The organism is Bacteroides faecalis (assembly GCF_003865075.1).
Taxonomy (GTDB): domain Bacteria; phylum Bacteroidota; class Bacteroidia; order Bacteroidales; family Bacteroidaceae; genus Bacteroides; species Bacteroides faecalis.
Window position 1 is genome coordinate 13,071 of sequence record NZ_BHWB01000007.1, and the last position, 23,833, is coordinate 36,903.

Annotated in this window: 17 protein-coding genes, 1 tRNA gene and 1 pseudogene; 12 read left to right on the plus strand and 7 right to left on the minus strand. The window is 38.0% G+C overall.

Features of this window, described 5'->3' with window-relative positions:
- Positions 1-137: 137 nt before the first annotated feature.
- Both EJF25_RS12835 and EJF25_RS12840 read left to right on the plus strand, forming a co-directional pair.
- Positions 138-803 carry a DUF4840 domain-containing protein gene (locus EJF25_RS12835; protein ID WP_125041483.1) on the plus strand — a complete coding sequence of 222 codons (666 nt, stop codon included), beginning with the start codon at positions 138-140 and terminating at the stop codon, positions 801-803.
- A gap of 383 nt (positions 804-1,186) precedes the next feature.
- Entirely contained in the window at positions 1,187-3,661 is a 2,475-nt protein-coding gene (locus EJF25_RS12840; protein ID WP_125041484.1) for a glycoside hydrolase family 127 protein, read from the plus strand.
- A 95-nt stretch (positions 3,662-3,756) separates the two neighbouring features.
- Here the strand turns inward: EJF25_RS12840 and EJF25_RS12845 are convergent, their stop codons facing one another.
- On the minus strand, positions 3,757-5,565 hold the full coding sequence (locus EJF25_RS12845) for a hypothetical protein (RefSeq protein WP_125041485.1): 1,809 nt from the start codon (positions 5,563-5,565) through the stop codon (positions 3,757-3,759).
- A gap of 540 nt (positions 5,566-6,105) precedes the next feature.
- On the opposite strand from EJF25_RS12845, the gene guaA reads away from it, so the two are divergent.
- Positions 6,106-7,413 (plus strand): glutamine-hydrolyzing GMP synthase, encoded by a 1,308-nt coding sequence (gene guaA / locus EJF25_RS12850; protein ID WP_125041486.1) that lies wholly within the window; start codon positions 6,106-6,108, stop codon positions 7,411-7,413.
- A gap of 132 nt (positions 7,414-7,545) precedes the next feature.
- On the opposite strand, the gene EJF25_RS12855 is transcribed toward guaA, so the two are convergent.
- Positions 7,546-7,619 (minus strand) — tRNA-Met (locus tag EJF25_RS12855).
- A gap of 224 nt (positions 7,620-7,843) precedes the next feature.
- On the opposite strand from EJF25_RS12855, the gene EJF25_RS12860 reads away from it, so the two are divergent.
- The 4 genes from EJF25_RS12860 to EJF25_RS12875 all read left to right on the plus strand — a co-directional run bounded on the left by EJF25_RS12860 (position 7,844) and on the right by EJF25_RS12875 (position 12,705).
- Positions 7,844-8,230, plus strand: a complete 387-nt coding sequence (locus EJF25_RS12860; RefSeq protein WP_125041487.1) for an START-like domain-containing protein — start codon at positions 7,844-7,846, stop codon at positions 8,228-8,230.
- A gap of 80 nt (positions 8,231-8,310) precedes the next feature.
- Positions 8,311-10,209, plus strand: a complete 1,899-nt coding sequence (locus tag EJF25_RS12865; RefSeq protein ID WP_125041488.1) for an LptF/LptG family permease — start codon at positions 8,311-8,313, stop codon at positions 10,207-10,209.
- A 5-nt stretch (positions 10,210-10,214) separates the two neighbouring features.
- Positions 10,215-11,429, plus strand: coding sequence for a bifunctional 3,4-dihydroxy-2-butanone-4-phosphate synthase/GTP cyclohydrolase II (locus tag EJF25_RS12870; protein WP_125041489.1), 1,215 nt, complete (start codon positions 10,215-10,217; stop codon positions 11,427-11,429).
- An 82-nt stretch (positions 11,430-11,511) separates the two neighbouring features.
- Complete coding sequence (locus EJF25_RS12875) at positions 11,512-12,705, plus strand: pyridoxal phosphate-dependent aminotransferase (RefSeq protein ID WP_125041490.1); 1,194 nt, start codon at positions 11,512-11,514, stop codon at positions 12,703-12,705.
- 139 nt (positions 12,706-12,844) lie between these two features.
- Here the strand turns inward: EJF25_RS12875 and fdxA are convergent, their stop codons facing one another.
- Complete coding sequence (gene fdxA / locus EJF25_RS12880) at positions 12,845-13,015, minus strand: 4Fe-4S ferredoxin (protein ID WP_002559159.1); 171 nt, start codon at positions 13,013-13,015, stop codon at positions 12,845-12,847.
- Positions 13,016-13,198: 183 nt separating this feature from the next.
- On the opposite strand from fdxA, the gene metA reads away from it, so the two are divergent.
- From metA to EJF25_RS12900, 4 genes are all read left to right on the plus strand, one after another.
- Entirely contained in the window at positions 13,199-14,116 is a 918-nt protein-coding gene (gene metA, locus EJF25_RS12885) for a homoserine O-acetyltransferase MetA (protein WP_125041491.1), read from the plus strand.
- 6 nt (positions 14,117-14,122) lie between these two features.
- Complete coding sequence (locus EJF25_RS12890) at positions 14,123-15,952, plus strand: peptidase U32 family protein (RefSeq protein WP_125041492.1); 1,830 nt, start codon at positions 14,123-14,125, stop codon at positions 15,950-15,952.
- Between the two features lie 86 nt (positions 15,953-16,038).
- Positions 16,039-16,983, plus strand: coding sequence for a zinc ribbon domain-containing protein (locus EJF25_RS12895; protein ID WP_200832908.1), 945 nt, complete (start codon positions 16,039-16,041; stop codon positions 16,981-16,983).
- A 45-nt stretch (positions 16,984-17,028) separates the two neighbouring features.
- Positions 17,029-17,544, plus strand: a complete 516-nt coding sequence (locus EJF25_RS12900; protein ID WP_125041494.1) for a GNAT family N-acetyltransferase — start codon at positions 17,029-17,031, stop codon at positions 17,542-17,544.
- Between the two features lie 105 nt (positions 17,545-17,649).
- On the opposite strand, the pseudogene EJF25_RS12905 reads toward EJF25_RS12900, so the two are convergent.
- Positions 17,650-18,143, minus strand: a pseudogene (locus EJF25_RS12905) (helix-turn-helix domain-containing protein).
- A 32-nt stretch (positions 18,144-18,175) separates the two neighbouring features.
- Here EJF25_RS12905 and EJF25_RS12910 point away from each other — a divergent pair.
- Complete coding sequence (locus EJF25_RS12910; protein WP_125041495.1) at positions 18,176-18,523, plus strand: hypothetical protein; 348 nt, start codon at positions 18,176-18,178, stop codon at positions 18,521-18,523.
- Positions 18,524-19,379: 856 nt separating this feature from the next.
- On the opposite strand, the gene EJF25_RS12915 is transcribed toward EJF25_RS12910, so the two are convergent.
- The 3 genes from EJF25_RS12915 to EJF25_RS12925 all read right to left on the minus strand — a co-directional run bounded on the left by EJF25_RS12915 (position 19,380) and on the right by EJF25_RS12925 (position 23,819).
- Positions 19,380-20,834 carry a thioredoxin-like domain-containing protein gene (locus tag EJF25_RS12915; RefSeq protein ID WP_125041496.1) on the minus strand — a complete coding sequence of 485 codons (1,455 nt, stop codon included), beginning with the start codon at positions 20,832-20,834 and terminating at the stop codon, positions 19,380-19,382.
- Between the two features lie 97 nt (positions 20,835-20,931).
- The gene (locus EJF25_RS12920) at positions 20,932-22,140 is read right to left on the minus strand and encodes an FG-GAP repeat domain-containing protein (RefSeq protein WP_125041497.1); all 1,209 of its coding nucleotides are present in this window, start codon (positions 22,138-22,140) and stop codon (positions 20,932-20,934) included.
- A gap of 386 nt (positions 22,141-22,526) precedes the next feature.
- Entirely contained in the window at positions 22,527-23,819 is a 1,293-nt protein-coding gene (locus EJF25_RS12925) for a TolC family protein (protein ID WP_125041498.1), read from the minus strand.
- Positions 23,820-23,833: the final 14 nt, after the last annotated feature.

Consider the following 23,833-nt stretch of genomic DNA (forward strand, 5'->3'; position numbering starts at 1 on the left):
AATCAGCGTTCTAATAATATAATCTAATTTGTTTTGCTTTCTTTAACGTATTGCTATGCAGCATTATTTATCATGTAGCATTTATAAAGTGTAAAGCGACTAACTATTTGGAATATTAAATTTTAAAACCTGACATTATGAAAGAATTATTTGTATTTAAAAATCTATTTGTATCAGCAGTGGTACTTAGCTGTTCTTTAGGATTTACATCTTGTGGTGACGATGACGAAATCCCATTTGTTCCACCAATTACTCCACAGGTAATGTATGGTAATTTTGATGGTAAAATGATTACTTTTTCGATCAACCCTCTTGAAACTGAAAATGGGGATCAGGATGAAACTCCGGTAGGGACAGATATTTCTGCTAAAGTGGACAATGATACTGTATATTTCGATAAATTCCCTATTAAAGATATCGTATTCTCTATTATTAAAGATGAAGAGAAAACAAATCAGATTATTGAAGCAATAGGGGATGTTAAATATAAAGTTGGTTACAAAGCTCAGTTGAATGCTGCAAAAGACAGCGTTTGTTTTACTCTAGATCCTAAATCTTTGAATTTGGAATTTGTGATTCCTGAACCTGCTCCTAAAGAAGGTGAAGAAGTTACTCCAATTAAAGTGGAGGTTAAAATATCTGCAGTAGAAGAATATGTTAATAGCTATGAACTCAGTAGTACAAATATGAAGTTCAAGTTTAGAGCAGATGAAGTTGTATTAGGTGGGGGTGAGGAACCAATACTTGTTGAATTTACTCCTACTGTTTTTTATTTCGATATGAAAAAAGCAAAAGGTGAATAAATAACATTGTTTGTATGCGTTAGTCCTTTGCTATTTATAAATGAAGGGGGTATCCAAGTTTTTGGGTGCCCTTCATTTTTTGTAAAGGTCCGAACTTTCCTAAGCTCGGACCTTTTATTTGTTCTAAAAATATAATCTTAGAGCGTGTTGATCAATAGTGGAAATATTAATCTTTATGCGCATTGGTATATATAGAAATTTCTTTATGTGATTTTCATATCTTTTTCTCTGCAATTTTTTTCAAATTGCACTTTATCTATATTTTATAGTATAAGGAAACAGAATCTATCCGGAAAAAGGCGTATTTTTGCTACATACTTTGTATGGGATTGTGATAGTATTCTTAATCAGTAATTCCTTTACTATAATAAATTAAATTATATATGAAGAGAAAACTACTTAAATGGATGTATTTGGGAGTCTTGTTACTGTTTGCATCTTGTGCTTCTATGGTAAAAAAAGAAAGTACGGAGATATTGCAATCTGTTCCTTTTCATCAAGTGCATTTGGAAGATGACTTTTGGTTACCTCGTTTGAAGACTCAGAAAGAGGTGCTTGTTCCGTTTGCGTTGGAGAAAACCAAGCCGGCTATGGATAACTTGAGGAAAACCGGTAATTTCTTGAAAGGAATCAAAGATGAATTACCTTTTCCTCATCGTTTTATTGCTTCTGATTTGTATAAGGTGATGGAAGGAGCTGCTTATCTGCTTATTCTGGAAAAAGACTCAATGTTGGAACATACGATGGATAGTATCATTGATCTGATTGGTGACGCGCAACAGGAGGATGGATATTTGTATGAATCCCATACAACAGGTGTGGCAGCCCAGCATAAGGATGAAATGGGAGAAAAACCTTATTCATGGGTTGTTCATAGTCATGAATTGTACAATATGGGACATATGTATGAAGGAGCAGTAGCTTATTATCAGGCAACCGGCAAAGATAAGTGGTTGAATATTGCAAAGAAAAGTGCCCGTCATATTAATCATGTGTTTTTTGAAGGAGATCCGAACTATAATAATGGCAAACCTATTAATCAGGCACCGGGGCATGAAGAAATAGAATTAGCATTGGTTAAGCTATTTCAAGCTACAAATGATTCGCTTTATCTCCAAATGGCTAAGAAGTTTATAGATATACGTGGAGTGACCTATAGACCTGAAGGAGAAGGAGTAATGTTACCGGATTATGCTCAACAACACTTGCCGGTACGTGAACAAACAAAAGCTGTAGGACATTCAGTCAGAGCTACCTATCTTTACGCCGGTATGGCTGATGTACTTGCTCAAACGGGCGATGAAACTTTAAAACCTGCTTTAGATAGCATTTGGGCTAATATTGTGGATACTCGAATGCATATTACTGGTGGTTTGGGAGCCATTCATGGAATTGAGGGTTTCGGACCGGAATATGTGCTACCGAATAAGGAAGCGTATAATGAGACTTGTGCGGCGGTAGGGAATGTGATGTTTAACTATCGTATGTTCATGGCCGAAAAAGATGCTAAATACATTGATGTCGCAGAAGTTGCATTATATAATAATGTTTTGGCAGGGGTGAATCTTGAAGGTAATAAGTTCTTTTATGTCAATCCGTTAGAAGCAAATGGGACTAAAGGTTTCAATCAAGGTAGGAAAGGCCGTTCACCGTGGTTTGATTGTGCATGTTGTCCTTCTAATATTGCCCGGCTTATTCCTCAGATAGCAGGTATGATGTATGCGCATAATAATGATGATATTTATTGTACGCTATATGCCGGCACATCTACTACAGTTCCTTTGAGTACGGGTAAGGTCAATATTAAGCAAGAAACAAACTATCCGTTTGATGAATCAGTGCGTTTTGAGATATCTCCGGAACGTGATGGACAAACTTTTGCAATACATTTTCGTATACCTACATGGGTGACTAGCCAATTTGTTCCCGGTAAGTTATATAGCTATCTTAATAATGAAAATGCTGATTGGGAGTTGATACTTAATGACAAAAAGGTTTCTGCTCAAATAGAAAAAGGATTTGTTACTATCAATCGTGACTGGAAAAAAGGGGACCGGATAGAGCTTAAATTACCTATGCCTGTTCGTTATAATATGGCTATTCATGAGGTGGAAGCAGATCGTGATCGCGTATGCATCACTAGGGGACCTTTGGTCTATTGTGCCGAGGCTATCGATAATGCTGCGTTAGTGAGTAGTTATGTGGTTAATGTTTCAGAGAAAGAAACTGTGCGTAAAGAAACTGAAGGGGTACTCAAGAATATTGATCTTATCACAATACCGGCCACTTCTGTCTCTGATTCTAATATTCAACAGCTTACTTTAGTTCCTTATTATGCTTGGGATAATCGTGGAGATGATGCAATGATTGTATGGTTCCCTCAAACTGAGGATTTGGCTCGAGCATCTGTTCCTGTTATATCTGAATATATTTCTAAAGTGAACACATCTCATACGTTCGAATTGGATAATATGTATGCCATGGTAGCTAATAAATATCCGGATAGTTCATCGGATACTTCTATTGAACGATGGACAAGTTGGCCGGAAAAAGGGAAAAAACAATGGGTCGAATTAGAACTGAAAACTCCTCTCAATTTACAAAGCCTGTCGGTATATTGGTATGATGATAATGGTGGCGTACAAATCCCAAAGTCGTGGAAGCTGGAGTATAAGAGTGATGGTAAATGGAATGATTTCCCATTGTATGTTACTGATGAATATGAGGTACAAAAGAATCAGTATAATATGGTACATCCCGGGAAACCGATAATCACTGATGCATTTCGTTTGCAGATACAACCAAAGCCAGACGCAGCTGTAGGTCTTTTAAGTATTGATATTGAAGAAGTGAAATAGTTATCTTATCAAAGTGAATGAAAAGGTCTGAGACTAATACATTTTGATAAATAAGTTATAAGATGGCACTATACATAAGGGTTTGTGTAGTGCCATTACTTTTGCCAGTCAGATGTATAAACATAATTAAAACGTCCTCCGGGAGCGACATCTCCACTGACATAAAAGTCCATGATATTCCCTTCGTCCTGCATATTATCACACCATTTGAATTCTATATTGACAGAGGAATCTAAACCTAGTAGTTTCTTTTCTATTGCTATTTCGAGTATATTATCTTTAGCAGAAAATGTCCCTTTACCGATAGGGCTCCATATCCATTTATTCTTATCACATTTTTCAATAATCACGTTCTTTCCGGTAGGAGTCTGGTGGTTGATTATATAGTCGTATCCATTCCATCCCGTACTTTTATTTCTATCCGCATCAATAAACAACATCATCCAATTCGGATCTTTGCAGGAGGTCAGTGCTTCAGCAGTTTCTACATAAAAATAGATATATTTATCATCATGAGTTACTTTTGCACCGATTATATCGTTACGTCCACTTGTATCCTTATAATAGGTATTATATCTGCCGGCACAGTCTCTATGCACAGTGTTTCCTTTGTAAGATGTGTAATAGGGCTTCACGTCCTCCCAACTTTCCAGTTTCCCGAGTTTGATCGTTTTAGGAACTGAAGGCTTCTCTGGTTTATCCATTCCTTTAAATTTTCGGATATTATCAACAAGTTGCAAGTAGTAGACATCTCCTTTGTCTCCCCAACCTTTATTAGGTTCTATATCACGACTGCAATTCCAATTATATTGATCGACGAAAGAAAATGGTTTACCTGTCCAACCATGTTCTGGCAGCCACATACCTGCAATATATTCATTCCAACCAGTTACGAATATTAGTTCAGGATCTAATTCATGAGCTCTGTCCCATTGTTCTTGGAAATTCCAACCATATAAATAGCCATCTACGCGAGGATCAACCCCTTTACTTACCGTAAAACTCCTACCATAAGCATTTGGTAAATTGAAGGCACTGCAATGACCTTTACTTATAGGATTTGCATTTTGAGCTACTCCGACTGTTACTTGTTCGAAGTTGTTGTTGCCTATTGCCACATAACCATGCTGCGGATACATTTCCAACCATCCCCATTGATCTTTTCTAGTTGGTCCATTGACATAATCCGGTTGCCCCGGGCGGAAGGTGAAAAAGTTAGCGATTTCTTGATCAGTTTTGTCGGTTGTTAAATTATCCGGGTAAGCCATAATGCAAGGTTTCCCTTTCCATATAAACCATAAGTCACTATATCTGTTAGGCTTATAAATATCTCGATAAAGTTGACGGAGAGAGACTAAAGAATGGGGAGCGGGTCCAAAAGGCAACATAAAAGCAATCTTCGGAACATTTACTCCATCTATGCGAGCTTGTTCCCAGGTTTTCATCAAAGCTTCATAAGACTCTTCCCAAGTAAAACTCCCGTTTGTACAATCAAAGAAGACTACATCTACTCCTGCGTCAGCCAATAGTTCTGCATGTTTACGTAGCACCCAAGTATCAGTCGTTCTATAATAACCAAACAGTGGTTGTTCCCAATAAAAAAAGCCTGGTTTATTCTTTCCCCATGCTGGATGATCATATGAAGCCATTGCTTCCGGATATTGACGAACGATTTCAGTTATATTTTTAATAGGATATGTCGTGTCATCTATGCCTTGATGCCAAGTCCAGTAGAACATAGCTACGTATTTATTTTTCTTTTTATCCCCGGTTTCTTTATATTCTTTGACCTTTCTTCCGAGTGCATCGGTAGCAACCCAGTTATCGCTATTGACTGTTGGATTTTGAGCATATGTTGTAGTGGCAAATATTGCTCCTAAAATTATGATTAAACTAGATTTCATGATAGTAATAGATTTAAAGGGATAATATATAAATTTTATCTATTATGATTTGAATTATATACCACAGAAAATTTTGTTTTCTGTGGAGCGTAAAGTTATAACAAAATGAGTAGTTTTCCAAATTTGCTAATTTTTTGTTGTGTAACGGTGTCAATAATTTATATAAAACATCCATTTCACACAGAAATTCTTTCATCCTGCTTTAAAAGGAAGATCTATCGGATATCTTAATTTGTAAAGAAGCAGGGTATAAGATTGGATTGCGGAGTTCATGATTAAGAGATATTACTAAGTTTTTGTTTACCAGCTTTTATTTTGCTTGACTTCTGTTTAAATATCTGTTTATCAGCAATAAATGTGCTACTATTACATGAATAGTTCTAGAAAACCTATAAAGAAATTTTTCATTCAATTAAATTTGAAATGAAACTTTGCAGAATCAATACATTGCTACAACTTTGAAAATCTTTATATTTGCGGATAATTTGGAAATAAAGTCAAACTATTGGCAATAAAATAATTTAAAAGAACCAGAATCAGATGAAACAGGACATGATTGTTATCCTTGACTTGGGTAGTCATGAGAATACGGTATTAGCTCGCGCTATCCGTGCATTAGGAGTTTACAGTGAGATTTATCCTCACGATATCACAGTGGAAGAACTGAAAGCATTACCCAACGTAAAGGGTATCATTATCAATGGTGGACCGAACAATGTGATTGATGGTGTTGCTATTGACGTAAATCCGTCTATTTATACAATGGGCATTCCTGTCATGGCTGCCGGTCATGATAAAGCGATTTGTGCAGTGAAACTTGTGGAATTTACAGATGATATCGAAGCTATTAAGGCGGCTGTAAAATCTTTCGTCTTCGATACTTGCAAAGCTGAGGCTAACTGGAATATGACGAACTTTGTGAACGACCAGATCGAGTTGGTCAAGCGTCAGGTTGGTGATAAGAAAGTATTGTTAGCTCTGTCGGGTGGAGTTGATAGTTCTGTAGTAGCTGCTTTGCTTCTAAAAGCGATTGGTGATAACTTGGTATGCGTGCATGTAAATCATGGATTGATGCGTAAAGGTGAATCTGAAAATGTAGTCGAAGTTTTCAGTAATCAATTGAAAGCAAATCTTGTCTATGTGGATGTTGCAGATCGTTTCTTGAATAAATTGGCAGGGGTGGAAGATCCTGAACAAAAACGTAAAATTATCGGTGGAGAATTTATTCGTGTATTTGAAGAAGAAGCACGCAAGCTGGATGGTATCGACTTCTTAGGTCAGGGTACTATTTATCCGGATATTGTGGAAAGCGGAACAAAGACTGCTAAAATGGTGAAGTCTCATCATAACGTAGGTGGTCTGCCCGAAGATCTTAAATTCCAGTTAGTAGAGCCATTACGTCAATTGTTTAAGGATGAAGTTCGTGCTTGTGGTTTGGAATTAGGCTTGCCTTATGAGATGGTTTACCGTCAACCTTTCCCGGGTCCTGGTTTAGGTGTTCGTTGTTTAGGGGCTATCACGCGTGATCGTTTAGAAGCAGTACGTGAGTCTGATGCTATTTTGCGTGAGGAATTCCAGATTGCCGGCTTAGATAAAAAGGTATGGCAATACTTTACCGTAGTACCTGATTTCAAATCTGTTGGTGTGCGTGATAACGCCCGTTCTTTTGATTGGCCGGTTATTATTCGTGCTGTCAATACCGTAGATGCGATGACAGCTACTATTGAACCGATAGATTGGTCGATTTTGATGAAAATCACAGATCGCATTTTGAAAGAAGTGAAGAATGTAAATCGTGTTTGCTATGATATGTCGCCGAAACCTAATGCGACTATAGAATGGGAATAAAAGAATAAAGAATCACCTTCTGAAAGTGATATGTACCCCCGAAAGTTAAATATAAGGACTTTCGGGGGTATTTTTATAAGAAAAAGGCACCCAAGAGTGGAAGCCTCTCAAATGCCTTATTCTTTTATTAAGTAGCGGGACCCGGGATTGAACCGGGGACCTCATGATTATGAATCATGCGCTCTAACCAGCTGAGCTATCCCGCCATCGTTTCTCGATTGCGGGTGCAAAGATAGCTGTTTTTTTATAATCTCCAAAACAATTGAGTACTTTTTTGTGTTTTTTCTATATGACAAAACCTTACTTTCTCTTTTAATTAAGGAGTTTGAGGGGTAAAGATGAAAGAAGTTTTAAATAAAGTGCTTGATTTATACTATGTATTTAGAAAAAAGTATTTATCTTGGCGCACTCAAAACAATTTGAAATTGCTATGAAAAAAGAGAAAATTCATTTGGAGTATTTGCTAAATGCAACATCTAAAAATATTATTTGGACAGCTATTAGTACACCGACCGGGTTGGAGGACTGGTTTGCTGATAGAGTGGTATCCGACGACAAAATTGTAGAGTTTCATTGGGGGAAAACGGAACAAAGAGATGCCGAGATTGTAGCAATTCGTGCTTTTTCCTTTATCCGTTTCCGTTGGCTGGACGACGATAACGAACGTGATTATTTCGAAATAAAGATGACTTATAATGAACTGACAAGTGACTATGTATTAGAAATTATTGATTTCGCTGAACCGGATGAAGTAAATGACATGAAAGAATTGTGGGAGTCGCAAGTGACTAAATTGCGAAGAACATGTGGATTTTAGTTAACTTTCAATTAAAAATTTTCTAGGCTACTTTTTTTATACTAATTTTGCATCTTAAATGCACGAAGAACTTGTTTAAGATGCTACGCATAAAGAAATTAGATATATTTATCGTTAAGAGCTTTTTTCTGCTTTTTATCGGTACATTCTTCATCTGTCTCTTCATTTTCATGATGCAGTTTTTATGGAGATATGTAGACGAATTAGTTGGAAAGGGATTGGAAATGAGTGTCATGGCTCAGTTCTTCTTTTATTCCGCTTTAACGTTGGTGCCATTGTCATTGCCATTAGCTGTGTTGTTGGCTTCTTTGATTACTTTCGGTAACTTTGGTGAACGTTATGAGCTACTTGCAATGAAAGCAGCAGGTATTTCTTTGCTCAAAATCATGCGTCCGCTTGCAATTTTTGTCTGTGGGTTGGTGGGCGTCTCCTTTTATTTTCAGAATGTTGTCGGACCTATCGCTCAGGCTAAACTGGGGACTCTGATACTTTCGATGAAACAAAAATCTCCGGAAGTAGATATCCCGGAAGGAGTGTTCTATTCCGAAATACCGGATTACAACCTGAAGATTGCCAAGAAGGATCGAAAAACCGGGATGCTATATGATGTGTTGATCTATAATCTGCGCGATGGTTTTGAAAACGCGCATATTATCTACGCAGACTCCGGCCGTATGGAGATGACAGCTGATAAGCAACATCTTTGGTTACATTTATATAGTGGTGACTTGTTCGAAAATTTGAGAGCACAGAATGTGAAAGCGCAGAATGTGCCTTACCGTCGTGAATCATTTCGTGAAAAACATTCGATCATTGAGTTTAATTCCGACTTCAATATGGTGGATAGTGATATTATGGGTAAGCAGTCCTCAGCCAAAGATATGAAACAGTTGGAAGCTTCTATTGACTCAATGAAGTTAGTAGGTGATAGTATCGGACGGCAATATTATACGGAAGTGTCACAGGGTAATTTTCGTCCATCTTACACGTTGAGTAAGGAAGATACAATAAAGATAGAAGAAGCGGATATTCGTACATATAATGTAGACAGTCTTTATGAGGTATCATCGTTGGCGCAGAAACAAAAGGTGATTACAGCAGCAGCAGGTAAAGCAGAGAATATATCGAATGATATCTCTTTCAAGACTTTCCAGATGGCAGACAATGACACCCGTATCCGTAGACATCGGACGGAGTGGCATAAGAAATTTACCATATCATTGTCCTGTTTATTGTTCTTCTTCATTGGGGCTCCTTTAGGTGGTATCATTCGTAAGGGGGGACTTGGTATGCCTGTGATTGTGTCTGTAATGGTATTTATTATCTATTACATTATAGATAATACAGGTTATAAGATGGCACGCGACGGTAAATGGATTGTATGGATGGGAATGTGGACCAGTAGTGCCATTTTGGCTCCTTTAGGTTTTTTCCTTACCTACAAATCGAATAAAGACTCAGTGGTGCTTAATGCAGATGCTTATATTAATTGGTTCAAGAAGATCGTCGGTATCCGGAGTTTACGTCATTTGTTTAAGAAGGAAGTAGTAATTAACGATCCTGATTATGAACATTTACCTGGAGAATTGGACCGTCTTACTGCTGAGTGCAAAACCTACATGGCTAAGAATCGCTTGACTAAAGCACCGAATTATTTCAAACTATGGATGGTGGGTGAGAAAGACGATGAAGTGGTGGCTATCAACGAACAACTAGAATCGTTAGTAGAAGAAATGTCCAACACGAAGTCGGTTACTTTAGTGAATACATTAAACAATTATCCCATTATTTCCGTTTCTGCTCATATACGTCCGTTCCATAAATATTGGATGAATCTGCTTGTTGGAGTCATATTTCCTATTGGTTTATTCTTTTATTTCCGTATCTGGGCATTCCGTGTCCGGTTATCTAAAGATATGGAGCGGATCATTAAGAACAATGAACAAATTCAATTCATCATACAGAATATTAATAAATAAATGTTATGGAAGAGATTAAAATGGATAAAATAGAAGATGCGATTGCCGATTTCAAGGAAGGTAAGTTCGTCATAGTAGTGGATGATGAGGATCGTGAGAACGAAGGTGATTTAATTATAGCTGCTGAAAAGATAACTCCTGAGAAAGTAAACTTTATGTTAAAGTATGCGCGTGGAGTACTTTGCGCGCCTATCACAGTATCTCGTTGCAAAGAATTGGACTTACCACATCAGGTGAGTGACAATACCTCTGTATTGGGTACTCCTTTCACTATTACGATTGACAAGTTAGAAGGCTGTACAACCGGAGTTTCTGCTAGTGATCGTGCTGCAACGATTCAGGCATTGGCAGATCCTGCTTCTACACCGTCTACATTCGGTCGCCCGGGACATATCAATCCGCTTTATGCACAGGAAAAAGGGGTGCTGCGTCGTGCAGGACATACAGAAGCGACGATTGATATGGCACGTCTTGCCGGACTTTATCCTGCTGGCGCTTTGATGGAGATTATGAGCGATGATGGTACGATGGCACGTTTGCCGGAACTTCGTAAGCTGGCAGATGAACATGGATTAAAGTTGATTTCTATTAACGATTTGATTGCTTATCGTCTTAAACAAGAATCCATTGTAGAAAAAGGAGTAGAGGTAAATATGCCGACCGAACATGGCATGTTCCGTCTGATCCCTTTCCGTCAGAAATCAAATGGTTTGGAACATGTAGCTTTATTTAAGGGCACTTGGAAGGAAGACGAACCTATTCTGGTACGTGTACATTCTTCTTGTGTAACAGGTGATATCTTCGGTTCCAGACGTTGCGATTGTGGTGAACAGTTGCACAAAGCCATGGAGATGATTGACCAGGCAGGAAAAGGAGTTGTTGTTTACCTCAATCAGGAGGGTCGTGGCATCGGTTTGATGGAGAAAATGAGAGCCTATAAACTTCAAGAAGATGGAATGGATACAGTGGATGCAAATATCTGTTTGGGACATTTGGCTGACGAACGTGATTATGGGGTAGGTGCACAGATTCTTAGAGAGTTAGGAGTACACAAAATGAAGCTTTTGACAAATAATCCTGTAAAACGTGTAGGTTTGGAAGCCTATGGATTGGAGATTGTCGAAAATGTTCCTGTTGAAACAGTTCCTAATCAGTATAATGAACGGTATTTGAGAACGAAAAAAGAAAGAATGGGCCACACATTACATTTTAATAAGTAAATTGTCATTCTGTTTTCATATATCGAATAAAATCGCTTATTTTGCAACGAATTTCACTCAACAACAATAAAATAGATACAAAATGAATCAATTATCAGATCGTTTGAACAGCTTGTCGCCGTCGGCGACACTTGCCATGTCTCAAAAGAGTAATGAGCTTAAGGCACAAGGCGTTGATGTTATTAACTTAAGTGTAGGAGAACCAGATTTCAATACTCCTGACCACATCAAAGAAGCTGCGAAAAAAGCTATAGACGACAATTTCTCTCGCTACTCTCCAGTACCGGGTTATCCCGCTTTGCGTAATGCGATTGTTGAGAAACTGAAAAAAGAGAACGGTCTGGAATATACTGCCGCTCAGATTTCTTGTGCGAATGGTGCAAAGCAATCTGTTTGTAATGCAATCATGGTGTTGGTAAATCCGGGTGAAGAAGTAATTGTACCGGCTCCTTATTGGGTGAGCTATCCAGAAATGGTGAAATTGGCAGAAGGTACTCCTGTGATTGTTTCAGCAGGTATCGAACAAGATTTCAAGATTACTCCGGAACAGTTGGAAGCTGCCATTACTCTGAAAACAAAAGCGCTGATTCTTTGCTCTCCGTCTAATCCGACCGGATCTGTATATACTAAGGAAGAATTGGCAGGATTGGCTGCTGTGTTGGCTAAACATCCGCAAGTAATAGTAATTGCTGACGAAATATACGAACATATCAACTATATCGGTAAACACGAAAGCATTGCTCAATTCCCAGAAATGAAGGAACGTACAGTGATTGTAAATGGTGTTTCTAAAGCTTACGCAATGACAGGATGGAGAATCGGTTTTATTGCCGGTCCGGAATGGTTGGTGAAAGCTTGCAATAAGTTACAAGGTCAATACACATCAGGTCCTTGTTCTGTATCTCAGAAAGCTGCTGAGGCTGCTTATACAGGTACACAGGAGCCGGTTAAAGAAATGCAGAAGGCTTTCCAACGTCGTCGTGACTTGATCGTTAAGTTGGCAAAAGAAGTGCCGGGATTCGAAGTAAATGTACCGCAAGGTGCTTTCTACCTGTTCCCGAAATGCGATAGCTTCTTTGGTAAGAGTTGTGGTGAACGTACGATTAAAGATTCAGATGACTTAGCTTTGTACTTGCTTGAAGAAGCTCATGTAGCTTGTGTAGGCGGTGCATCGTTCGGTGCTCCTGACTGCATTCGTATGAGTTATGCTACAAGTGATGAGAACATTGAAAAGTCTATTTGCCGTATCAAGGAAGCATTGGCTAAATTGAAATAATCGATAGATGAAATAAAATCATTGCGGCGGACGTTTTCCAAAGAGGAAAATAGTCCGCCGTATTTTTTTTGAATGTACCTATAAATAAAAAGGCTACTTTCCGTGGAAAGCAGCCTTCACTTTTTCTTTGTAGATTGTATTATTCAGCTGGGTGAATAGCCTCAGACGGACAAACGTCTGCGCAAGTACCACAATCGGTACATACGTCCGGGTTGATAGAATAGATATCACCTTCAGAGATAGCTTCAACCGGACACTCGTCGATACAAGTTCCGCAAGCAATACAATCGTCACTAATTACGTAAGCCATTTTTTTTAAGATTTAAATTATTAGTACTAATTCGTTTGGCAAAAATAAGCGTTTTATTTGTTACTTGGTATGATTCTATGATTAAAATGATTTAATTTGTATTTCTTCTAAATAAGAGACACGTCTTATTTGTGCTATATTTTTCGTATTTTTGCAGACAAATTACTAATACATAGCAATAATATGCCTTTAAATTTACCTGATAGACTCCCTGCGATAGAATTGCTAAAGGAAGAAAATATTTTTGTGATCGACGCTTCCCGTGCTACGCAACAGGATATTCGTCCGCTACGGATTGTAATATTGAATCTGATGCCGTTGAAGATTACAACAGAGACAGATCTCGTGAGATTACTTTCAAACACTCCTCTTCAGGTGGAGATATCGTTTATGAAGATCAAGAGTCATACATCCAAAAATACTCCGGTAGAGCACATGAAGGCGTTCTATACGGACTTTGACCAGATGCGCAATGAGAAATATGACGGTATGATTATAACCGGAGCACCTGTAGAACAGATGGACTTCAAAGAGGTGACCTATTGGGAGGAAATAACGGAAATATTCGATTGGGCGAAGACACATGTCACATCTACTCTGTATATATGCTGGGCGGCTCAGGCCGGACTGTATCATCATTACGGAGTGCCCAAATATTCTTTGGACCAGAAAATGTTTGGTATCTTTGAGCATTGTGTGTTGGAACCATTACATCCGATTTTTCGTGGATTCGATGATTGCTTCTATGTGCCTCATAGCCGCCATACGGAAGTGCGGAAAGAAGACATTTTGAAAGTTCCTGAACTTACTTTGCTTTCAGATTCTAAGGAATCAGGCGTTTATCTGGTGGTAGCTCGCGGTGGTCGTGAGTTCTTTGTGACTGGACATTCGGAGTATTCTCCTTTGACGTTGGATACGGAATATCGTCGTGATCTAAACAAAGGGTTACCTATTGAAATGCCTCGCAATTATTATGTTGATAATGATCCGGAAAAAGGCCCTCTGGTGCGTTGGCGAGCTCATGCCAATCTCTTATTCTCCAATTGGCTGAACTACTTTGTTTATCAGGAGACTCCTTATAATATTAATGATATCGAATAATACTGAATGATCAAACAGCGTAAAATAGAACTTCTAGCTCCGGCGAAGAATCTGGAATGTGGTATCGAGGCTATCAATCATGGTGCGGATGCTGTCTATATCGGTGCACCTAAGTTTGGTGCTCGTGCTGCTGCGGTGAATTCATTGGAAGACATTGAAACATTGGTGAATCATGCTCATTTGTATAACGCCCGTATCTACGTCACTGTCAATACGATACTGAAAGAAGAAGAATTGAAGGAGACAGAAGAAATGATTCATGCCTTATACCGGATTGGAGTCGATGCGCTGATTGTTCAGGATATGGGAATTACGAAACTGAATCTTCCGCCAATCCCCCTTCATGCCAGTACACAGATGGATAACCGCACACCGGAGAAGGTTAAATTCTTGTGGGAAGCCGGATTTCGTCAAGTAGTGTTGGCGCGTGAATTGTCGATTCGAGAAATTAAAAAGATACATGAAACCTGTCCGGAAGTTCCTTTAGAGATATTTGTTCATGGTGCTCTTTGTGTGAGTTACAGTGGGCAGTGCTATGTCAGTCAAGCTTGTTTCGGGCGTAGTGCGAATCGTGGAGAATGCGCGCAATTTTGTCGGTTGCCTTTCAATCTGGTCGATGCCGAAGGAAAGGTGATTGTAAAAGATAAGCATTTACTTTCTTTGAAAGATCTGAATCAGAGCGATGAACTGGAACAACTTTTGGATGCCGGTGCTTCTTCCTTTAAAATAGAAGGTCGTTTGAAAGATGTCTCATACGTGAAAAATGTGACAGCTGCCTATCGGCAAAAACTGGATGCCATCTTTGCCCGTCGTTCCGAATATGTACGTGCTTCTTCGGGGACATCCCGTTTTGAATTTCAGCCACAATTGGACAAAAGTTTCAGTCGGGGATTTACTCATTATTTTTTACATGATCGTGACCGGGATATCTTTTCTTTTGATACCCCGAAATCATTAGGAGAAGAGATGGGAACAATGAAAGAAGCCCGTAACAATTATCTGACAGTCGCTGGACTGAAATCATTTAACAATGGAGATGGAGTCTGTTACATAGACGAGCAGGAACGTTTGCAGGGATTCCGGGTTAACCGGGTGGATGGTAATAAACTTTATCCACAAGAGATGCCGCATATCAAACCTCGAACCGTTCTTTATCGTAATTTCGATCAAGAGTTTGAACGATTGCTTTCCCGTAAATCGGCCGAACGGAAGATAATAGTTGATATCCTTCTTACTGATAATAATTTCGGATTCTCTTTGACTTTCACAGATGAAGACGATAATAGCATTACACTTTCCCTTCCTCGTGACAAAGAACTGGCTCGTACCCCACAGGAAGAGAATCTGAAGGCTCAACTGGGTAAATTGGGTAATACCCCGTTCGAAGCAAAAAAGATAGAAATCTCTTTTTCGGAGAATTGGTTCCTTCCGGCTTCTGTGTTAGCTGATTTTCGTCGTCAGGCGGTAGAAAAGCTGATTACTACCAGAAAGATTAATTATCGTCAAGAGTTGGCAGTGTGGAAACAAACTACTCATGCTTTTCCCCAGACCACTTTGACGTATCTGGGAAATGTGATGAATACACGTGCTGCTTCTTTTTATCAGGATCACGGAGTGCAACGTGTTGCCGAAGCTTACGAAAAAACACAGATAGAAGACGCTGTATTGATGTTTTGTAAACATTGTTTGCGCTATAGTATGGGCTGGTGCCCTATCCATCAACGGGAGAGGTCACCTTATAAAGAGCCTTACTATCTGGTATCGAACGACGGAAAACGCTTCCGTCTTGAGTTTGATTGTAAGAATTGTCAAATGAAAGTAAAAGCAGCGCAATGAGCATATTCCACTACAGAGTAGCACAGAGTGTCACGAAGGTTGATTCATCCAAGAAGAAACCTTGTGTCTCTTTTTGCCGTTATGTAATGAATTTGCTGTTTTGCCTGTTATTTCTTTCATCTTGTTTTTATTCCCGTCCCGATCTGTCTTCGGAAGAGATTTCGCAGAAAATAAAAGATTCTTTGGATTATCTTTACGAACGGCATTATACATGGAATACAAACTTGGAAGTAATGGTAGATTCTTCGGTATTGGAGTGTTTACCTATTAAAGAAAAGTACATCACATTATATAGGGGAGATCGCGTTGTAGTAGCCGAATTTGCTGTACATCCGGCTGATAGTATAGATAGTGTCTGGGTGAAACTGGCGCATACACAGGAGGAACAAGGTTGGATACGGGAGACGGAACTGAAAAAAGCTTTTGCGCCTACAGATAGCATTTCGCAAGCAATTCACCTCTTTAGTAATACCCATGCCTCGTATTTTGTGATTATCTTTGCATTGTTTGTTGGGGTATATCTCTTTCGTGCCTTTCGTCGTAAACAGTTGCAGTTGGTTTACTTCAATGATATTGCCAGTATTTATCCGTTGTTTCTGTGTTTGTTGATGGCTTTCAGTGCCACAATTTATGAATCGATACAAGTTTTTGTTCCTGGCACGTGGGAACACTTCTATTATAATCCGACGTTATCTCCTTTTAAAGTTCCTTTTATTCTTTCTATTTTCTTGCTGAGTATCTGGCTTTTCCTGATTGTTGCTTTGGCAGTACTCGATGATCTGTTCCGTCAATTAACTCCGGCAACAGCTATATTCTATTTGCTGGGACTAATGTCTTGTTGTATCTTCTGTTATTTCTTCTTTATCCTGACGACTCATATTTATATTGGTTATTTCTTTCTGGCACTTTTCGTCTGGGTATTTGCCAAGAAAGTGCATCGAAATATTGGTTATAAATACCGATGCGGGCATTGCGGAGAGAAAATAAAAGAGAAAGGTATATGTCCACATTGTGGTGCGATCAATGAATAATATCTTAGTTTACCTAATCCCCATTTTTTAATAATCGGTTGAAACATGAAAATCAGAGTTACTGAACTGAAAGATCTTCCTATCGTAATGAATATTTATGATTATGCACGTGCTTTTATGCGTGCAAATGGAAATACTACTCAATGGATTGATGGGTATCCTTCCGAAACTTTGATTCGCCAAGAGATCGAAGACGCTCATAGTTTTGTTTGTACAGACGAACAAGATAAAATTCTGGGAACTTTTTGTTTTATATTGGGAGAAGATCCTACTTATCAGCATATTTATGATGGTGCTTGGCTCAATGATGAGCCTTACGGAGTGATTCATCGAATGGCAGCAAGTGGTAAGCAAAAAGGGGTGTCGGAAGTCTGTTTAGATTGGTGCTTTCAACATTGCAGTAATATTCGTGTGGATACACATTGCGATAATAAAGTGATGCAACACATTTTGACAAAGCATGGCTTTCAGCGCTGTGGCATTATTTACGTGAAGAATGGTACAGAACGTATTGCTTATCAAATGTATTTGTCTCCTAGCATGAGCGCAGAAGGCAAATAATATATTTTTTCGGAGTGAATTGAATACTTCGGAATATTTTAGAATTTAGTTTCTTAACTTGTTTTGCTTTACATTGGATCTGCATAGGAATAATAAAGAGAAACTCTATTTTTGAATACTTTGCTCAATATTCCGCAAACGTTGCTCTAAAGCAGCGTATTTTTCATCTTTTTCTTTTAAGAGACGTTCGTAGAGTTCGCTGATCTTTTCAATTGGATGGTAATTGCTGACTCTATTATCCTGATCTTTAGATGATAAGGAAGATTCTATAAGACCGACATTAACGATGCTTTCTGATTTATTTGTACTTTGTTGTGAGTTGTCGGAATTAGTATTGTTTACTGTGTTATTTTCAAATATCACAGTTTGTGCGTCTTCTTCTAGATTCTTTAAATATTTAGCAGGTACTTCTAAGGCACGCGCAAAACGTTGTAACATTTCATCGTCAATCAATTTAGTTAGCTCATATTTTGATACAGCAGACTGAGACAGGTTTACTAGTTTACCTAGTCCACTTTGGCTCAATTTTTTTCGATGCGCGTACGGCGTATATTATGTTTATGGTGGACTTTCCCGATTGTAAACTCTTCAGTTTCTATTTTTATTGTTTTTTTTATTATCCAACAAATGAATGAATAAAAAAGTTTCATTCGAAACAAATATACAAAAAAATGTGGTAAATGTGACAAGAATAGTGGTAAAAAGAATATTGTTTTATACGGAAATGTTTAAAATAAATGAGAACTTTGAAAATACTAAATTTAATAGTTATGGTAAGAGCATTAACAAAAAAGAAAAAAGTTTTTTGAAAGAGCTTGAAACATTGGCAATCAATTATGATGCTGTCTTCGTTAAAAATGGAGAAGGAATCAGCATTCTCATTTATGAAGGTGATGAAGATATTAGTGAGACGGAAAGACTTAAAAAATCTATCCATTTTGAAAATTCCTTTGATGAGAATGAAATACAGGAGTTATAAAAGAAATCTTGTGTATTGATTGATAGTTAGGCAAATAACTAAAGAATATGAAGAAAATTGAAGAACTCAATAAAGGTTGTGGCATTGATTATTTAACTTTTACGCTATAAATTCGGATAATTACTCTGTTTCAACATTAGCATGCAAATATGAGTCAAGTGTACCTGTCATTTAGATGACTGAAAGGAGGAAGAATCTTCTCTTCTGTAAGCACAAAGAAGAGATTCTTCATCGCTCTGCTTCTCAGAATGACAGATGGCATTCTACATCGAAATGACAGAAATACGATTGGGGAAAATTAATTTGATTCAACATTTGCTCTCACGCTCTCACTTTTCGTTTGTATCTCCCTGTTTATAGATGTTTCGGGAGTGGTAGCAACTATTAGAGATGAGTGAGAGCAGCCATTTGCCCTCACTTTGTATCGTTCTGATTTTAGGTAAGTTTTACTTTAACTAAGGATACTTTTATTGGTATCTCCTTATATTCTTTCTATTAAGATCCTTTATTTGTTAATAGCTCACTGCTGTGAGCTTATTAGCTTACAGTAGTAAACAAATAAGCTTACAATTGTGAACAAATAAGTTCACAATTGTAGACGTTTGTATTCTATTAGTTATTAGTGTTTTATGTATGTACTTCCCTGATAATGGGAAGCTAGCTTTTATGTAATATATACTAATCATTTCCAAAATTTGCCTTGAGTGAGAGCAAACGGTTGCTCTCACTCTGCTCTAACACTTGCTCCCACTGCTGAAATGCCGATCAATAGGCAGATACAAGCATAAAGTGAGAGCGTGAGAGCAAAACTGCTACAAATCTTTTATGGTGTAACCATGTTTCGGTTAATTCAAAACTATTCCAAAATGAATGAAACATTATTTTTTTCTAATGCATCATGGATTTGATTGTAGAAGTCGTTACCTTCGCTTAGGTCCTTTAACCTGTTAATCAGTATCTCACCATTGGAACCTACAAGCATATAGTGTGGAAACATATATATACTATAGGCTTTGTAAATATCTTCATGTAGACTTTTGCAGGTTTTGATGTGATTACCACCAATTTCATAGTATTTTATAGCATTATGCCATTGCTCTATATCTTCGTCTATTGAAACGCAAAGTAATGTAATACCATTCTGCTCGGCAAATCTTTCCATTTCTTTTCCAAATCTTTTGGAATTGCTCACGCATGGTCCACAAGTACTGAACCAGAAATCCACAAGTACAGGTTTTCCTTTGAACTTAGCCAGCAATTCTTGGAGTGTCTTAATACTATCTCCATTTTCCACAAAAGAAACATTCTTATCAAATTCGCTATCAACTTTTGCGTGGAAAAGGTCTATTGCTTTTATAAATGGAATAAAAGTTGTTTTGAAACCTTCATTAGGGTATGTAGTTAGAAATTCATTTATATATTTCTTCAATATCTTCTCAAATCGCTTGTTGTTTAAGGCTTCCATAAACAAAGCTTGTGCCCAAAATGCTTGTTTTATTTTTTGGTTTTTTATTAATCGCACATTGTTGAATAAATAGTCATAATATTCCTGAGCAGTTTTAAAGTCACGAACCTTTCCATCTGTTGCTGATTTGAGAGTTGCGGCTATTTCTACATAGGATTTAAAGTATTGTGAAGGAATCATTTGTGTTGTCAGTGGATAATCTTTGTATATTTGGGACCACTCTTTCATATAATCGTTATACATCTGCTTTTCGTTACTGGAACAATCACTAAAGTTTGCTCTTATCACTTTGGCCATTGACCCCATCCAATACAATTCCAAGTCCAGTTCTATAAACTTTCTCATAGCCTGGCTCATTTCTAATTTCTCAAATTGTTTCTTATCAGCCGTTAGCAAAGAATCGAAGTTAGCGCGCATTTTGGTACCCACTGTATCAAGTGGAGTGACTTTATAATCTCTCACAAATTCATACTTATAAAAATTCTTTTCCTGAAATACTTTGTTTCTCAACATCTGTACGGGATCACTGATCTGAATAATGGGCTCGGCTTCATAATCAAAACATACGGAATAATTTTTGCCTGGTTCCACGATGACATTACAAAATGTTTTCCCATGTCGTAAATAGACAGATGATAAATCGTTTATCTCCAGTTGCAATGTTGCTTTTTTCCCTTCTGTAACATATAATGTGTCTGTAAATCCTAATGTGATACCCTCTATCGGCGGTGCTACAAAGATAACTGAGTCTTGGGTTTTTCGTAGACTAATCTCAATGGAAGTCTTTTCTGCTCCATAACTCATTATAGTTGTAGCAGTAATAAATAATAATAGTAACTTCTTCATTAGTAAATTATTAAGTATTTGTTAATATGATTATAAAGCTGTTCTTTATAAAATCTCATTCCAGCCTTGGAAATCCATTATATTTCACTTTTAGTTTTTATTGTTTATTTCTTTTGGTTCCGTTTTGAAGCCAAATATTTAGGTTACCTCCGGTTAAATTATAACCTTTTCCTATAATGTCAAGATCACCATCGCCATCTACATCTGCTATTTTTGATTCGTGCAGATCTTCTCCTATCGAAATAATCTCTTTTCTATTGAAATTCCCTTTCCCATCGCCATATAGGATGCAGTGCTGTGACTGTTCGTTTCCTCCGTCCAGACGCATTTCGGCAAACCAAATATCGAGGTTTCCATCTTTATCGATATCTATCAGACGCAGTGAGTGTCCATTGGTTACTTTGTCAATAATTGTTTTACTTTTCCATTCACCTGATTTTTTATTATATGTATAGAGAAGCATCGGACCTATTCCATCACCTACTACCAGTACTACTTCAGGTTTACCTCCTTTTATTAATTGTCCTGCGGCACAGCGACTATAATGATAGGTAGAATCAATGATATGTGCTTCAAAACGATCCTGTCCCAAGTACTTAAACCAAGTAGCTCCACCTACAATATCAAGTGTTCCATCATCATCTATGTCAGCTTGATCTAAGCCTTCATGCTCATTGATGTCATTGAATTTATATTGGGCACGAGGAGGATATTCTTTCCGTTCATATTTATAGACAGGTTTCACTTCCCATTTTCCTGTTGGGTCTTCGGGGATACGTGCAAAGAAAAGAGTTTGGCAACCTTGATTCCAAAATACTATTTCTTGCTTTCCATCTCGATCGAAATCTATAGCCATTATATCGTGGTGTTTAGTAGCACCCCAGTCTTTGATAATGTGTCGTTTCCAAGGAATGGAAGGTGTTAAATTTCGTCCGGGGTTTTCATACCACCATACTTGGTTGGATTGGTAATCGCCACCGGCTACAATATCAGGATATCCGTCGCCATTAATATCCAAAGAGCAGATACCAGCTTCGGGAGTACGGAGTTGATCATCAATAATATACTTGTCCCATCCCTTTTTAGTGCGAATGTAGGCAACCATCGATGGGCTTTTGCTTCTTTCACCTATAACAAAGTCGGCTATTCCATCTTTGTTAAAATCGGCAACGGTACAACAAGTCTGCTGATTACCACCATTCGGCATTTCTATATCACCACTGAGAGAAGATATTTTTACCCATTTGGATTGTCCGAAAAGGATGACCGGACAGATTGATATAAAAAATAAGATTATGTATTTCATAACATCTATAAATGTAGGGTTGTACAAAAATAGAGAAATAAGATGAAAGTTTTTCTATTTTTCTTTCTAATTATATTGGTTATGAAGGTTTTTTATGTTATAAGTGGCTTTTTATGATATTACAATGAGGAGTGAGTGGTACTATAATAATGTGAGATTCTTTCTAGTGTTCCTTGTTTTAAATAGAAAGTCAAAGAAAAGTAGGTTTTGGAGATCAAATCAGTTGCAACTTAATCATAGTCTGATCTCTCTCATCCGGAACTCCGGCGGACTGAGAGACTATGATAAGTTTGCATCTGATGTATAGCGATACTGCTTTTATGCAGATAACTAACGTAGGATTGAAAACGAAATTTCTTTTTTTAGCGAGTACGTTCTGCCTACAGTTAAGGTTTTAATTGTCCCGAAACTCTCATATATTCCGATTCGTAAATCTTATACTGAGTCTTTGCTTCAATCTGGTTGCTGTATGCTTCTTGCCATTGTGTCTGTGCATCTAATAAATCGGTTAATGTGCACATACTTACATCGTAACTGTTTTGCATATTACGTAAGTTTTCGGCTGCTTGTGACATTCCGACATTGGCAGTTTCCACTAGGTTATAGCCATCTGTTACATTCTGAATAGCTTGTTGCAGTTCTATATTGAGTAAACGTTCGTTTCTCTGCAAGTCCAACTGAGCGTTTTGGTAATTCAGTTTGGCTTTCTTTATTCCTTTCATACCTTTTCCCCATCTGAAAAGAGGAACACTGATAGATGCCATTAGCATGGGAGAACCATCTTTGTATTCCTGTTTGAAGGGTGTTCCGTCTTCCGTTTGTCCGGCAAGTTTAAGATTACCGTAGTAAGAATACTGAGCGGAAATTCCGAAAGTCGGGAGGATATCGGCACGTGCCACTTTGATTTGTTGCTTTTGGGCTTCTACCTGATTTAACAGTAATCTATATTCGGGACGCATGAGAATGCTGCTCTCCAATTGCTGAGGTGAGGTGATTTCTATTTTTGTCTCAGTAGCTTGGATGGTGGTATGAATATCAACTCCTAATGTACTACATAAAGACATTCGGCAAAGTTCGACCCCATTTTTGGCTTTTTTCAATTGATAAAGTATCTGGCTACGTTTGGAATCTACCCGCAACAGGTCAGCCTGAGTAGCCATCTGGACTTCCACACTCTTGGCTATTTGATGATGTAATTCGTCCAGTTGCTTTTGATAAGCTTCCAGTAGTTTAACTTTTTCCCCTACAGCAATGTATGTCCAATAAGCGTTATCAGCTTCTGCAATAATATCCATCTCCGTTTTCCGGAGTGATTCTTCTGCACAATCTACGCCAATTTTGGCAAGTTTGTTGGAAGCAACGATTTTTCCACCAGTAAATATGGGTTGAGTCAAGGTGAGTCCTGCCAGATACGTTCCACGCATTTGCAGTTCTGCACCCATTAGGTCCATATCTTTGCGGTAGATGCCGGTCAGTGAACCTTCCAGTTCGGGAAGATATGCGGCGAAGGCGATTTCTTTATCTAGTTTCGCCTGTCTGTAAGAGTTTTCCGCTATCTTCATTTCTTCGTTATTCTTCAATGCCATTTTCCGGCATTCAGCCTGAGAAAGTTGAAGTTGGGCAGAGGCAGGCAGATTGACTGCCAGCCCCAATGCTATCCATAAAATAGTCCTTTTCATATATTCAGGGATAT

What these genes read in the sequence shown, in the direction of transcription:
- EJF25_RS12895 (WP_200832908.1), top strand. Translation starts at nt 16,039, where the DNA reads ATGAATTTGCTGTTTTGCCTGTTATTTCTTTCATCTTGTTTTTATTCC.
- EJF25_RS12840 (WP_125041484.1), top strand. Translation starts at nt 1,187, where the DNA reads ATGAAGAGAAAACTACTTAAATGGATGTATTTGGGAGTCTTGTTACTG.
- metA (WP_125041491.1), top strand. Translation starts at nt 13,199, where the DNA reads ATGCCTTTAAATTTACCTGATAGACTCCCTGCGATAGAATTGCTAAAG.
- EJF25_RS12915 (WP_125041496.1), bottom strand. Translation starts at nt 20,834, where the DNA reads ATGAAGAAGTTACTATTATTATTTATTACTGCTACAACTATAATGAGT.
- EJF25_RS12900 (WP_125041494.1), top strand. Translation starts at nt 17,029, where the DNA reads ATGAAAATCAGAGTTACTGAACTGAAAGATCTTCCTATCGTAATGAAT.
- EJF25_RS12910 (WP_125041495.1), top strand. Translation starts at nt 18,176, where the DNA reads ATGAATAAAAAAGTTTCATTCGAAACAAATATACAAAAAAATGTGGTA.
- guaA (WP_125041486.1), top strand. Translation starts at nt 6,106, where the DNA reads ATGAAACAGGACATGATTGTTATCCTTGACTTGGGTAGTCATGAGAAT.
- EJF25_RS12845 (WP_125041485.1), bottom strand. Translation starts at nt 5,565, where the DNA reads ATGAAATCTAGTTTAATCATAATTTTAGGAGCAATATTTGCCACTACA.
- EJF25_RS12870 (WP_125041489.1), top strand. Translation starts at nt 10,215, where the DNA reads ATGGAAGAGATTAAAATGGATAAAATAGAAGATGCGATTGCCGATTTC.
- fdxA (WP_002559159.1), bottom strand. Translation starts at nt 13,015, where the DNA reads ATGGCTTACGTAATTAGTGACGATTGTATTGCTTGCGGAACTTGTATC.
- EJF25_RS12925 (WP_125041498.1), bottom strand. Translation starts at nt 23,819, where the DNA reads ATGAAAAGGACTATTTTATGGATAGCATTGGGGCTGGCAGTCAATCTG.
- EJF25_RS12875 (WP_125041490.1), top strand. Translation starts at nt 11,512, where the DNA reads ATGAATCAATTATCAGATCGTTTGAACAGCTTGTCGCCGTCGGCGACA.
- EJF25_RS12865 (WP_125041488.1), top strand. Translation starts at nt 8,311, where the DNA reads ATGCTACGCATAAAGAAATTAGATATATTTATCGTTAAGAGCTTTTTT.
- EJF25_RS12860 (WP_125041487.1), top strand. Translation starts at nt 7,844, where the DNA reads ATGAAAAAAGAGAAAATTCATTTGGAGTATTTGCTAAATGCAACATCT.
- EJF25_RS12920 (WP_125041497.1), bottom strand. Translation starts at nt 22,140, where the DNA reads ATGAAATACATAATCTTATTTTTTATATCAATCTGTCCGGTCATCCTT.
- EJF25_RS12835 (WP_125041483.1), top strand. Translation starts at nt 138, where the DNA reads ATGAAAGAATTATTTGTATTTAAAAATCTATTTGTATCAGCAGTGGTA.
- EJF25_RS12890 (WP_125041492.1), top strand. Translation starts at nt 14,123, where the DNA reads ATGATCAAACAGCGTAAAATAGAACTTCTAGCTCCGGCGAAGAATCTG.